Source organism: Cellulophaga sp. Hel_I_12, from assembly GCF_000799565.1.
Classification (GTDB): Bacteria; Bacteroidota; Bacteroidia; order Flavobacteriales; family Flavobacteriaceae; genus Cellulophaga.
On record NZ_JUHB01000001.1, the window covers coordinates 260,306 to 273,533 of the forward strand.

At 37.2% G+C, this 13,228-nt stretch carries 12 protein-coding genes; 8 read left to right on the forward strand and 4 right to left on the reverse strand.

The genetic code is table 11. The features are described 5' to 3' along the window. The first annotated feature begins 283 nt into the window (after positions 1-283). Positions 284-1,480: a hypothetical protein gene (locus GQ45_RS01300; protein WP_047414455.1), complete on the forward strand. Its 1,197-nt coding sequence runs from the start codon at positions 284-286 to the stop codon at positions 1,478-1,480. Between the two features lies 1 nt (position 1,481). On the opposite strand, the gene GQ45_RS01305 is transcribed toward GQ45_RS01300, so the two are convergent. The 4 genes from GQ45_RS01305 to GQ45_RS01320 all read right to left on the reverse strand — a co-directional run bounded on the left by GQ45_RS01305 (position 1,482) and on the right by GQ45_RS01320 (position 3,694). Continuing rightward, on the reverse strand, positions 1,482-1,766 hold the full coding sequence (locus GQ45_RS01305; RefSeq protein WP_047414457.1) for a hypothetical protein: 285 nt from the start codon (positions 1,764-1,766) through the stop codon (positions 1,482-1,484). 131 nt (positions 1,767-1,897) lie between these two features. After that, positions 1,898-2,626, reverse strand: coding sequence for an iron-sulfur cluster repair di-iron protein (gene ric, locus GQ45_RS01310; RefSeq protein ID WP_047414459.1), 729 nt, complete (start codon positions 2,624-2,626; stop codon positions 1,898-1,900). A gap of 67 nt (positions 2,627-2,693) precedes the next feature. Continuing rightward, entirely contained in the window at positions 2,694-3,128 is a 435-nt protein-coding gene (locus GQ45_RS01315; RefSeq protein WP_047414461.1) for an Rrf2 family transcriptional regulator, read from the reverse strand. A gap of 200 nt (positions 3,129-3,328) precedes the next feature. Next, positions 3,329-3,694, reverse strand: coding sequence for a DUF2237 family protein (locus GQ45_RS01320; protein WP_047419897.1), 366 nt, complete (start codon positions 3,692-3,694; stop codon positions 3,329-3,331). 395 nt (positions 3,695-4,089) lie between these two features. On the opposite strand from GQ45_RS01320, the gene GQ45_RS01325 reads away from it, so the two are divergent. The 7 genes from GQ45_RS01325 to GQ45_RS01355 all read left to right on the forward strand — a co-directional run bounded on the left by GQ45_RS01325 (position 4,090) and on the right by GQ45_RS01355 (position 13,228). Then, positions 4,090-5,730 (forward strand): TldD/PmbA family protein, encoded by a 1,641-nt coding sequence (locus GQ45_RS01325; RefSeq protein WP_047414462.1) that lies wholly within the window; start codon positions 4,090-4,092, stop codon positions 5,728-5,730. 28 nt (positions 5,731-5,758) lie between these two features. Next, a complete protein-coding gene (locus GQ45_RS01330) occupies positions 5,759-7,072 on the forward strand; it encodes a TldD/PmbA family protein (RefSeq protein ID WP_047414463.1) in 1,314 nt (437 codons plus the stop codon). A 123-nt stretch (positions 7,073-7,195) separates the two neighbouring features. Next, positions 7,196-7,816 (forward strand): DUF4159 domain-containing protein, encoded by a 621-nt coding sequence (locus GQ45_RS01335; protein WP_047419898.1) that lies wholly within the window; start codon positions 7,196-7,198, stop codon positions 7,814-7,816. Between the two features lie 12 nt (positions 7,817-7,828). Further along, entirely contained in the window at positions 7,829-8,836 is a 1,008-nt protein-coding gene (locus tag GQ45_RS01340; protein ID WP_047419899.1) for a MoxR family ATPase, read from the forward strand. A 6-nt stretch (positions 8,837-8,842) separates the two neighbouring features. Further along, on the forward strand, positions 8,843-9,739 hold the full coding sequence (locus GQ45_RS01345; protein ID WP_047414465.1) for a DUF58 domain-containing protein: 897 nt from the start codon (positions 8,843-8,845) through the stop codon (positions 9,737-9,739). A 1-nt stretch (position 9,740) separates the two neighbouring features. Next, complete coding sequence (locus GQ45_RS01350; RefSeq protein WP_047414467.1) at positions 9,741-11,024, forward strand: BatA domain-containing protein; 1,284 nt, start codon at positions 9,741-9,743, stop codon at positions 11,022-11,024. Beyond that, a complete protein-coding gene (locus tag GQ45_RS01355; protein WP_047414468.1) occupies positions 11,021-13,228 on the forward strand; it encodes a hypothetical protein in 2,208 nt (735 codons plus the stop codon). The genes GQ45_RS01350 and GQ45_RS01355 overlap by 4 nt, the downstream gene beginning before the upstream one ends.

Genomic DNA, 13,228 nt, shown 5'->3' on the forward strand with positions numbered 1-13,228 from the left:
GTAAAAGTTGAAAAAAAATGGCATTTAAAACATGATATTTATCAAGTTTTATGGGATAAAGGCCTAATTTAGACCTGAATTTTTAAAATAGATTTTATTATATAGTTTTCTTGGGCTTGACCGTTGATGCGACTAGCCATAGGATGATGTGCGATACCTAAGTGGCATCATAAATTTGCTATTTTTACCCTAAAACCGTTCAAAGTAATTTGGGTACTCAAATTATTTTTGAGATGTAAGGGACCATCAAAAAAAAACCTATTTTTAAGGCCTAAAGAGTAGTATGTTTCCTCTAAAAAAACAAATAGGTATTGCTTTCATTTATTTTACCATTGCTGCCTTTTTCGGCGTGGTATTGCGCTTGTTTGCCATTGCGGACATCCCTATAAATTATAAATTTTTTGTGCATACGCATTCGCATATTGCGCTTTTAGGTTGGGTGTATGTAGCGATAACTACACTTTTGTATTATGCCTACTTAGGAAAACAGCAAGTTTCTAGTACGTATAAATGGCTATTTGTCTTTACTCAAGTGACGCTGATAGGAATGTTACTAACATTTCCATTTCAAGGCTATGCGCTTTTTTCTATTATTTTTTCTACCTTATTTTTATTTGCCTCGTATTGGTTTACATGGTTTTTTATAAAAAAAACACCCATACACCATAAAACATTGGCCTCTTTTAAAATGATAAAAATGGCTTTGATTTATTTGGTCATTTCAAGTATTGGTCCTTGGGCTTTGGGAGTTATTATGACTGTTTTAGGACCTTTATCTATTTGGTACCGAATGGCTATTTATTTTTATTTACATTTTTTATACAACGGTTGGATGTTGCTAACGCTTGTAGGGCTTTTTATGTACCTTCTAGAGCAACACCAGATACTATTCAGTAAAAAACACTTTAAGTTTTTTATATGGATATTACAAACAGGAATTATTGCTACATTTTTCTTATCGACCTTATGGACAAATCCAGCCAAAGTGTTTTATGTTTTAGGCGGAATTGGAGCTTTGTGTCAAGCCATTGCCTTTGTTTTTTTAGGATATAGGCTCTATAACGAAAGGGAAAAATTGAAACCTATTTTTTCAAAATTTCAAAAAAGAATTTTAAGTAGTATAGCGGTTTTATTGGGGCTTAAAGTAGTACTGCAAATAGCATCAGCTTTTCCCTATATCGCAAATTTAGCCGCTACCTATTTGAGTTTTACGATAGGCTATTTGCACCTCACTTTTTTAGGGGTAGTGAGTTTAAGTCTGTTTTTTCTATTGGATTACTTCAAAATTTTCAGTATTGACAAAAAATCAATCTACCTGTACAGTATGGGATTTTTAGGTACAGAAATTTTAATTTTTTACAAAGGATTTGTGGCGTGGCAAAAGCTAACTTTATTTCCGTATTATTTTGAAGCACTCACAGCCGCTAGTTTTTTAATTGCTTTAAGCTTGCTGTTCATCACCGTTCAAAAATCTAAATAGTTTAGGTCATATGTGAAGCAATGATGGCGATACTGAAAGCCACACTCAACAGTAACAAGTTAAAGGTAATCTTAGGTTTTAATTGCGCCAATACCGCTGCATTAAACGACATACATACCATAGTCACTAAAAAAAGTTCTAGAAGTAGAGCAACTTTGGGAGCAGCACTTTTTAAGATTAACATGGCAGCAATTGAGCCTAAACAACTTTGACCAATAATAGCAATGGCAGAATAGCCTAATTGCTTTCCTTTAAACTCAGTGAATAGATGATGATATAGGTTCATGGCTTTATTTTAAATGGCTTATTGTTTTATAATCATCAATTTGAAATTGCAGCGTGTGACTGCAACTAATGGTGCCTATGTTGTATTGCTACAAGTTCAAAATTGAATAGGATTTAGATTTAGGTTACCCTTTAGGATCCCAAAAGTTCTTTTTCTAATAGTTCTGCTTTAGGAAATAGAATGTTATTCTCTAAATGTATATGTAAATGAAGGTCGTCTTTAAATTCTTTTAATAAGGAGAATGCAACTTGATAGGTAGCACAAGCATCTTTTGGAGTTTGATAGCCATTTGTGATGTCTTCAATTTTTCTAAAACGCTCACCTTCATTATCATGTTCTTGCATCATACTTTGAATGGGGTTTTGTACCGTTCCAAAAGCTGGAGTTTTTAATGCCTCACCATGTTTTTTCGAAGCCACCATTGTCTTAACATATGGAAATAAAATCAGCTCTTCTTTTTTCATGTGCATGGTAAGCTCGCCGGCACTAGCTCTAAATAAATCAAAAACTTTTTGCAATTCTGGATGGCGGGCACCATGAACGTTATTTATTTTTTCTAAATACTGTAACAATACAGGAATAGTTTCTTCCACATAGGCATGATGTGTTTTTTCAATATGGGTTGCTAATACATCTAAAGCCCATGTTTTATAATCGTCAAGATCTTCGGTATTCGAATTTTCGATAGCTTCTAAAGCCTCATAAACTAAACTAGCATTGAGTTGTTTTTCAGAGCAAGCCTGTTCAATGCTTCTTCGGCCATTGCAACAGAAATCGATTCCGAATTTTCCAAATACCGCTGCAGTTCTGTAGTCTTTAGCAACAATTTCGCCAATATTTCTTTCTAATGTTTGTTTCATGGTACGCTGTTTTTAAATTATTATTTTTTTAATCAGACAAAATTGTCCGATTTGTAGTTAATTTTTTTTACCGCTTTAAAAAGGTGAGCCCTACATCTAGACCAGTGGTCATTTCATAGAGGGTTGTTTCATCTAACATTTGTTTTAGATCATTTCTAATTTGTATAAATTTATGGTGAACAGGACAAGGTTTCTCCGCATTACATCGGCTTAACCCTAATCCACATCCTGTATAAATGCGATCCCCATCAAGAGCAAAAACAAGCTGACTTAATTTAATGCTGTGAATTTGATTTTTTTCAATTTGGAATCCGCCGTAGGCGCCTTTTACAGAGTCGACAATATTATTTTTTGCTAACTGATATAGTATTTTGGCCGTAAAAGCCGAAGGAGAATCTATTTCTTCTGCAATTTCTTTTAAACTAACACGGTTTCCTTCAAGCGAATGAAGCGCTATATATATAGTGGCTCTGATACCATATTCACAAGCTTTTGAAAACATAATTTCTTGTCTATTGAGCTACAAAGATACAATAGTTTTTAAATCAGACAAAATTATCCGAATTAAAATTTTTATCTTGAAATTAGGCGCAACTAATACATCTTAAAGTGATCATACTAAGCTTAAAAGTCTATTGTTTGCTGGCAACTGTTAAAGCTCTTGTTAGGCTATTTCATTGCAAAAAAGCCAGTGTATTTTTGCTATTCACCCGAATACTCGTATTGTTTTAAAAGTGAAAGTGTGGTGTAGCCTAAGGCTTTTTGAAGGGTAGCTTCCAGAATAATAGGGGGTGCGACGCCTGCTTTTTCCGCTTCAAGCCATCTTGAAATACATAAACACCATTTTGAACCCGCCACAAGCCCCGGGAAATTCCACTCTGGAATAGCGGTGCTTAAATCGTTGCCTCTTTTTTTAGTGTAGCTCAAAAATTCATCGGTCATCACCCCACAAAGAATGTGCGTACCGGTATCTTGAGAAATGGTTCTACAATAGCCATCTCTAAAATACCCCGTTGCTGGGTCGGTACAACAGGCTTGTAAGGCTGTACCTAATACATTTAATTCCATAGGCATTAATCTATTTTTTTGTTTTGAATATAGCTATAAATTTAGTCATCTGCCCTAACAAAACAAAAGACGCTAGTGTTCTTGCTAAAAGAATACTCTTTAAATGACTAATAGGGTACCGTTAGGTGCAGTCCAATACTACTTTTTGGATGACTAAATAATAAACTGTTGCACGTTCTTTGCTTTTTATATGCTGTGCACTGTAGGCTAATATCTGGTGCGCAATGTTAAAGTTGAACTATTTTTTTTTGGTTCCACTAATTCACATTTTTTAAAATTAATTCTTTTACTTACCTTGTACCCTAGGTATCATTTTGTAAATTCAGTTTTACGCAGTAGTTAAATCTGTTTGTACCTGTGGTAAGCACGACTTAAATAACCAAAAACAACACAACATGAAAAGAAGAGATTTTGTGCAGTTGTCCGGACTAGGGGCAGGAGCACTTTTAGTACCCAACCTAATGACGGGCAATACTATTTTTGCCGAGGCGCTCTTAGAGCCAGGTATGGATACCATAGTAAAGAAGAGAATGGCAGATGTGGCCTTGAATACGGCAAAGTCTTTAGGCGCTACCTATGCCGATGCTAGAATTGGAAGATACTTAAATCAATATGTTTTTACACGTGAAGATAAGGTTCAAAACGTGGTGAATACAGAATCATTCGGAATTGGTATTAGAGTTATCACCAATGGTACTTGGGGCTTTGCATCTACCAACGATGTTTCGGAAGATGGGATAAAAAAAGCTACGCAGCAAGCTGTAGCCATTGCCAAGGCAAATTCTAAATTTCAGAAGGAACCTGTGATATTAGCACCCGTTGCTAATTACGGAGAAGTTTCTTGGAAAACGCCTATTCAAAAAGACTTTAAAGAAGTGCCTGTTTCGGAAAAGGTAGAGCTGTTACTGTCAGCTAATGCTGCTGCCCTGAACAACGGAGCCAATTTCGTAAATTCAGCATTGTTTATGGTCAATGAACAAAAATATTTTGCCTCCACAGAAGGCTCTTATATTGATCAAGATGTGCACCGAATTTGGCCAAATTTTGGCGTTACCGCAGTAGATCAAGCCAAAGGAAAATTTAAGACCAGAGATGCCATGAGCAGCCCAATGGGTCTTGGTTATGAATATATGGATGGCTTGGCATCAGAAAAATTAGTAGGGGCAGCAGGACTAACATTATATCGCAATAGCTATGATATCATAGAAGATGCTACTGCAGCGGCAAAGCAAGCAAAAGAAATGCTTTCTGCAAAATCTGTTGATCCGGGTAAATACGATTTAGTCTTAGAACCAAATCATTTAGGCCTTACGATTCATGAATCTGTAGGACACCCTACCGAGCTTGATCGTGTATTGGGTTATGAAGCGAATTACGCAGGGACCAGTTTTGCGACTATAGACAAATGGAAATCAGGTGATTTTAAATATGGAAGTGATCTTGTAAATATTGTAGCAGATAAAACCCAAGTGGGATCCCTAGGTGCAGTAGGTTTTGACGATGAAGGCGTACAGTGTAAAAAATGGGATATCATTAGAAACGGTGTATTGGTAAATTACCAAGCCATTCGTGATCAAGTAAAAATGATTGATCAGGATGAATCTCACGGTTGTTGTTATGCGCAAAGTTGGAACGACGTTCAGTTTCAAAGAATGCCAAATATTTCATTAGAACCTGGAAAAGATCCTTATTCGGTTAGTGAAATGATTAAAGATGTTGAGAAGGGAATTTATATCGCAGGGCGTGGTTCGTACTCTATTGATCAACAACGGTATAATTTCCAGTTTGGAGGCACAGTCTTTTACGAAATAAAAGATGGAAAAATTGTAGGCATGTTGAATGATGTCGCTTATCAATCGAATACCCAAGAATTTTGGAATTCTTGTGCTAAAATTTGTGATGAGGATGATTACCGCATGTTCGGTTCGTTCTTTGACGGTAAAGGTCAGCCTTCACAAGTGAGTGCTGTTTCTCATGGTAGTTCAACCACAAGGTTCAACAACATCAACGTCATTAATACCGGTAGAACCGTCTAATCTTAGTTTCACTATAATATTCATTACAATGGCAATATATACAGAAGAAGAAGCAAAAAAAATCATGGAAAAAGCCTTGAGCTTTTCCACAGCTGATGCTTGCGAAATAAATTTACAAGGCAGTGAAAGTGGCAATATACGGTATGCAAGAAATTCCGTTTCCACCTCAGGGCATCGCTCCAATCAAAACTTAGTGGTTCAGGCTAATTTTGGTAAAAAATCAGGGACGGCAAGCATCGATGAATTTGATGATGCATCGTTGCAAAGAGTGGTAGCTAGAGCCGAGGAATTGGCTAAACTCTCACCAGAAAATCCTGAATTTATGGCTCCCTTGGGACCTCAGGTTTATGACAAGGCGATTAATTATGTGGAAGCTACCGCGAACATTACACCTGAATACAGAGCCAATGTGGCTAATAGCAGTATTGAACCCGCTATAGCAAGTGATGTTACCGCAGCGGGTTTTTTAGACGATTCTGCAGGCTTTCAAGCTATGTTAAATTCAAAGGGACTTTTTGCCTATAACAAGTCAACAAATGTAGACTTCACAGTAACCATGAGAACAAATGATGGTACGGGATCTGGATGGGTCACCAGAGATTTTAATGATGTGAGCAAATTTGATGCGAATGAAGCTTCAAGTGTAGCGATATCAAAATCAGTGATGTCACGGGAAGCAAGAGCTATCGAGCCTGGAAAATATACGGTTATTTTAGAGCCATCAGCAGGCTTAGGCTTATTAAGTGGCTTAGGACGATCTGTTGATGCCCGACAAGCCGATGAAGGGCGTAGTTTTATGTCTAAAGATGGAGGTACCAAACTGGGTGTTAAAATAGTAGATGAACGGGTAAATCTTTGGTCAGACCCCTTGCATCCAGAAGTTCCAGTTTCTACTTGGAACGGAGAAGGTCAGCCTTTAAAGAAAACAGAGTGGATCAAAAATGGCGTGGTACAGAATCTCGCTTACAGCCGTTTTTGGGCAGAAAAAAAAGGTGTTGAGCCAGTTCCTTATCCTAGTAATTTCATTATGGGCGGAGGAGATGCTTCTTTGGAAGAACTCATCAAAAGTACCAAAAAGGGAATTTTAGTAACCCGCTTATGGTACATTCGATCCGTGGATCCTCAAACACTTCTCTATACAGGACTAACGCGTGACGGAACTTTTTATATTGAGAATGGAGCCATTAAATATCCTGTCAAGAATTTTAGGTTTAATGAAAGTCCTATCATCATGCTAAACAATTTAGAAACGCTCGGAAAACAAGTGCGTGTTGAAGGTAATCTGATTCCCTATATGAAAATTAGAGATTTCACTTTTACCAGTTTGTCTGATGCCGTTTAGTACCTTATAATTTTGTACGATGAGGTTGTTTTGAGACATTCAAAACAACCTTTTCTTATGCTATTCTACAGCGAAGCAATAAATGTGCTAGCTTGGAATTCGGATTTAAATTTTGATTATGTAGTGGGAAACGCTTTTTTTTTTACAAGATTACAGTATGAATCTGGAGATTGGGATGTAGATCAACGTATGCCTTCTAATTTACTGAATTCTCTCGTAGAGTATACAACCCTTGCCGTGGATACCAAAGAAAACATCATTTCATTGGCTAGTGATGATATTTTCAAATGCCCCTTTTGTTACCTTTCTGGTCATAAACTAGTACAGTTTACCAAAAAAGAAAAAGAGAATTTTAAAAAGTATATCACCAATGGTGGGTTTGTATTTGTCGATGATTGTAACCATGACATCGACGGACTTTTCGCAAAATCGTTTGAACGCCAAATGCACGATATTTTTGGTGAGGATTCACTAAAAAAAATTTCAAATGATCACGAAATCTATAATATATTTTTTGAATTTGAGGATGGTCCTCCCACGACTTCGCAAGAATTAAATGGTTGGGGAGATGATTTGGTGCACGAATATTTAAAAGCTATTGAAATAAATGGTAGAATAGGGGTGCTTTACAGCAATAAAGATTATGGCTGCGAGTGGGATTATGATTTTAGAAATAAGCGTTGGTATAAAATAGATAATACCCGTTTTGGGGTCAATATAGTGATGTATGCACTTACATCGTAAATGAGAAATTTAATGGAGAAACATGTAGTAACAATGAAACATGAGCTAGAAACGCTGACTTTGAAGCTTGCCGATGTAAAAAAAGAAATTGGTAAAATTATCATAGGTCAGGAAGAAACCATAGAGCAGCTATTGATTACCTTTTTAGCGGGTGGTCATGCCTTGTTAGAAGGGGTTCCGGGTCTCGCTAAAACTTTGATGATTAAAACCTTATCACAGGCCATTGATCTAAAGTTTAAACGCATTCAATTCACTCCAGATCTTATGCCCTCTGATATCATTGGTACCGAAATTTTGGAAGAAGACCACAGCACTGGGAAAAAATTCTTTCAATTTAACAAAGGACCAATTTTCGCTAATATTATTCTGGCGGATGAAATTAATAGAACACCACCTAAAACACAGGCCGCATTATTAGAAGCCATGCAAGAGTTTGAAGTTACCTATTCTGGAAAAACCTATGCCTTAGAAAAGCCTTTCTTTATGCTGGCTACTCAAAACCCAATTGAACAGTCAGGTACATTTCCTTTACCTGAAGCGCAGCAAGACCGTTTTTTGTTTTACATAAAAATAGGATATCCAACGGCATCCGAAGAAAAAGGTATTTTAAAAAGCACTACGGGAGTGAAAAAAGAGAATGTCAAGAAAGTGATAAGCGGGGCAGAAATACTACGATTACAGGAGTTGGTTCGTGAAGTTTATATTAGTGATGATCTTATAGACTTCGTTAGTACTATAGTACGAGCTACCAGACCCGAAACCACGACCAATGCGTATGTAAAGGAATGGGTAAGTTGGGGTGCAGGACCACGTGCTGGACAAGCTATGATCCTCACCGCGAAAGCAAGAGCTCTACAGTATGGTCGCCTGTCGGTAAGTTTAGAGGATTTAAAAAAAGTGGCACTTCCCGTATTAAGACATCGCATCATTATTAATTTCAGAGCGGAGGCAGAAGGGATTACTTCAGACGAAATAACACATCATTTATTGACCAATACTGAAGTTCCTTCAAAAGTATAAAATTTCGTGAAAAAAGACTATAGACAATTATTTCAACCCCATATTATCAATAGTATCTCTGGGCTTTCTTTGATTGCACGGGTACTAGTTGATGGATATCTAGCAGGTCTAAATAAAAGTCGTAGGGTAGGTATGGGTCAAGAATTCAGTCAATATAGAGGCTACGAATTAGGAGATGATTTACGCCTGTTAGATTGGAAAATGTTTGCGCGTTCGGGTAGGTATTATATCAAACAATCTGAAATCGACACCCATATTTCAGTAAAGTTTATTGTAGACGCGAGTAAATCTATGGAACACGCTGAGGATGGCGTATCAAAAATAGATTATGTTAAAGTTTTGGTAGCGTCTTTGGCACACCTTGCCCAAGAACAGGGAGATGCCATTGGGCTTTATGCCTTAAACAATACTAGTATTACAAGTCTTCAGCCCATGGTTCAAAAACAACAGTATAAGCGGTTTTTACACGAGCTTATACATATCAAGGGAGATGGGGTATGGCCTTCAAATACCTTGAATCTTGATAAATTTCATGATAAAAGTCGAAAAGAATTGGTGTTTTTTGTGACCGATATGTATGAATATGATACAGAACTGACGGCCTTAATAAAAAGTTTAAAAACCAAAAGAAACGAAGTAGTTGTTTTGCAAATTATGGGAAAAAAAGAACTTCAATTTAACTATAAAGGCTATGTGGTTTTTGAGGATTTAGAAACGGGTGCTAAGGTAAAAGTAGATGCTAAGGAGGCAAAAAGTAACTATTTGAGCAAACTTGATACCATGATGAGCACTACTAAAGATATGTTGTTGTCAAATGACATAGGATATCAACTGTTTATGCTAGATGAGCCTTTGGGAGAGGCTTTACAGCTCTTTTTGAAGCAACGAAGTCACTTAATATAATATGAGTTTTCTTAATCCTACATATTTATGGGCCTTATTGGGAATTCTTATTCCTATAGCCATTCATTTGTGGAATAGAAAAAAAATAGTGACCATTAAAGTTGGAAGCATAGCCATGCTTACCGCATCAGAGCCTAAGCGCACAAGCAGCATTATACCCAATGAGTGGTGGTTACTTTTGTTAAGAATCTTGATGATTGCCTTAGTCGCTTTTATTCTTGCAGGGCCTAATTTTAAACGTACAAAATATAAAGAATCACTTACCTATGTTATAGATCCTGAATTACTCCATGTAAAGGGGATGGAGCCACTTTTGGATAGCCTTCCTTCACAGGCGCTACGTATCATGGTAAACGGTTTTCCTTTGCTTGAAGACTACGATTTTGAAACAACCAAGTCGTATGCGCCTAAGTATTGGCAAATGGCACAAGAGATGGAACATCTGGAAACCGATAGTATCATTGTGCTTACAAAAGGCCTTGTTACTGGTATCCGCGGCATGAGACCTACAAGCTCTAAAGGCATCAACTGGCTTGTAGTGGATACGGATGAAAAAACAACAGCGCTAATAGAAGCAACCGTACTTAAAGATAGTATTGCATTACTATCTATAACCAGTGATCTTAAAAGTTTGGCCTATACCAAATCGAACATAGCAAAAAATAGTGAGGATATTAAATTTAATACCCCCAAAGATAGTATTCAAATACATGGCGATTGGGTTGAAGTAAAGCCCGCCCAACCATTAAAGGTACTTATTGTGGCAGAGGATAGTCTTTCTCATGACTTGAACTATATAAAGGCTGCCTATCGGGCAGTAGAAAAATACCTAAATAGACCTATAGCACTAACAAGAGTACCAAAAATTGACACTTTAGCTTTGGAAGCCTATGCCACATTGATTTGGCTCAGTAAAAATAAGTTTGAAAATTACCCTGTACCTACCTTGGTATATCGTCCAGATTCTTTGGCCAACCAATTAATTGTTAACGGGAATACCAAAAAGACATTCTTCTTGACACATCGGCTAAATAGCGAGAATATCCTTACCGAGCATCTCCCTGAAAAATTGCTGGAATTACTTTCTTTACATGAAGGGGTGCCAGAAAAGGCAAGTACCTATGATCAAAGAACTATAGATGCAAAGGAATTGCAAAGCATAAAAGTAAATCAGAAGAGTGATCGTAAATATGCTGCTATGTATGATCTTTCTTTATGGGTATGGCTCGTATTGGGAATTCTTATGGGCCTTGAACGAATTGTATCGAAATACAGAAGACAATGATAGATTCGGGAAAACAAAGCCTCATACAGTTTAGAAAACGCTGGCAGCTGCTAGAGTTTCTTTCCATTGTGCTATACGCTCTAGGTCCTGCATTATTAAGCTACCTATTAAAATCAGACCTTGGCCTTAGTTTGTTTCTTTTTCTATCACTTGCTGCTGCCCTTATCCTATTTAAAAAACCTTGGCGCCTGACACTAGAAAAAGTGAGTAGTTACATAGATCAAAAGTTCAATGGGGTAGAATATAGTACAGGATTGTTGTTAAGACCTATAGAGGAGCTTTCATCCATGGGCATGCTTCAACGGTACAAAATTAGCGAGGTTTTAAATGAAAATATAAAAAAAATAAAACCTTTAGTGAATGTAAAAATGGCGTTTATGGTATTGTTGATGTTTGGATTTCTTTCCTTTTTGTCCTACCAATTTTCCTTACATAAATTATTTGAACCTGCAACAAATAACATTGAAAACCAACAGAGCCTTAGGTTTCAGCCTTTGGATAGTGCCCATGTTAAAACTACACCGCCAGCATTGCTATTTCAAAAATTAAGCATTTATCACCCGTCCTATACAAAACTAGCCAAAACAGTCACTTCAGATATGAATATTAGGGCCTTAGAAGGATCAAAACTTATTTGGGAGCTTCAATTTGATACGCTAATACAAGAGGCTTCTATAGAAATCTTGGAGAACGATTACCCATTAACCAAGCAGGGTACTACATATTCAAAACAACTAAGCTTTAGCGAAACAGGCTTTTATAATTTTAAATTTAAGGCTATGGATGGGGCAAGCTACATATCGGATCTCTATGCGATGGAAGTACTGCAAGATGAAAGTCCATCAATAGAAATTCAGGGATTGCAACAGTTTAGCTCATTTGGTTTTTCACAAGCCAAAGTACTTAATTTTATGGTAGCACTCTCCGATGATTATGGGGTAGAAGATAGTTTTATCATTGCTACGGTAACCAAGGGTGAAGGAGAATCTGTGAAATTTAGAGAAGAACGTTTAACTTTTGACGATATAGTAACATCGGGTACTAAAAAACAAGTGCTATCCAAAAAAATAGATTTGGACCAAATGGGCATGGAGGCAGGTGATGAGTTGTACTTTTATGTGGTGGCTATAGATAACAAAAGACCAAAAGCGAATATATCAAGAAGTGAAACCTACTTTGCGGTGATAAAGGACACCGTGACCAACCAATTTGCCGTAGAGGGGACCATGGGAGCCGATTTGATGCCTGCTTATTTTCGAAGCCAACGACAGTTAATCATAGATACAGAAAAGCTGATAGCCGATCAAAATAAGCTAAGCAAAGAGAAGTTCAATTTTACCAGCAACGAACTAGGGTATGACCAAAAAGCCCTGAGAATAAAATATGGGGAGTTTATGGGCGATGAGGTTGTTGCTGCTGGTGAAGCCCCAGAAGAAACTAGAGATGCTGGTGACGCTACAAATTCTGATCTATTAAAAGACTATACACATGATCATGATGGTGATAATGAACATAATCTTGTAGAACACGATCATAAAGAAGCAGAAGGGGAAAAAGAAGAAGACCCCTTGGAAAGTTACCTTCATAATCATGACGATCCTGAAGAATCAACATTATTTACCGCATCCTTAAAAAGTAAGCTTCGTCAGGCAATGGACGAAATGTGGAATGCCGAACTTTATTTGCGCTTGTATACGCCTAAAAAATCATTGCCGTATCAATATCGGGCCTTAACGCTTATTCAGGAGATCAAGAACAGCGCACGCATTTATGTACACCGAATTGGTTTTGACCCTCCACCCATCAAAGAAGACAAACGCTTATCTGGAACTTTAGATGAGGTTGTTAGCTATAGTAAATTGGAAGATATCGCTCAACCTCAGGCCTTACCTTTTATAAAAAAAGCTGTAGAGCGCCTCGAAAGGGTAATCACCAAGGCTTCTATCCTTACGGCAGAAGATAGGGAGTTGTTGCTAAAAGCAGGAAACGAACTCGCTGTATTGGCGATACAAGAACCAGGAAAATATCTGAACACCCTACAACTGTTAAAAAATAGTTCAGAGCGCAGTGAAACATCGAAATTAGCGTTAGAAAAACTACAACGAGGCTTATTAGCAGCTATTCCTAAAACGAAACCAAGGCCAAGAAAAACAAACGCATCCCTGAGTAAACTGAACGAATTGCTGTTGCAAGAATTAGAATGA

Bases quoted from the DNA above. Each gene is read 5' to 3' on its own strand.
- GQ45_RS01330 (WP_047414463.1), top strand. From the start codon at position 5,759: ATGGCAATATATACAGAAGAAGAAGCAAAAAAAATCATGGAAAAAGCC.
- GQ45_RS01315 (WP_047414461.1), bottom strand. From the start codon at position 3,128: ATGTTTTCAAAAGCTTGTGAATATGGTATCAGAGCCACTATATATATA.
- GQ45_RS01340 (WP_047419899.1), top strand. From the start codon at position 7,829: ATGGAGAAACATGTAGTAACAATGAAACATGAGCTAGAAACGCTGACT.
- GQ45_RS01300 (WP_047414455.1), top strand. From the start codon at position 284: ATGTTTCCTCTAAAAAAACAAATAGGTATTGCTTTCATTTATTTTACC.
- GQ45_RS01305 (WP_047414457.1), bottom strand. From the start codon at position 1,766: ATGAACCTATATCATCATCTATTCACTGAGTTTAAAGGAAAGCAATTA.
- GQ45_RS01325 (WP_047414462.1), top strand. From the start codon at position 4,090: ATGAAAAGAAGAGATTTTGTGCAGTTGTCCGGACTAGGGGCAGGAGCA.
- GQ45_RS01320 (WP_047419897.1), bottom strand. From the start codon at position 3,694: ATGGAATTAAATGTATTAGGTACAGCCTTACAAGCCTGTTGTACCGAC.
- GQ45_RS01355 (WP_047414468.1), top strand. From the start codon at position 11,021: ATGATAGATTCGGGAAAACAAAGCCTCATACAGTTTAGAAAACGCTGG.
- GQ45_RS01350 (WP_047414467.1), top strand. From the start codon at position 9,741: ATGAGTTTTCTTAATCCTACATATTTATGGGCCTTATTGGGAATTCTT.
- ric (WP_047414459.1), bottom strand. From the start codon at position 2,626: ATGAAACAAACATTAGAAAGAAATATTGGCGAAATTGTTGCTAAAGAC.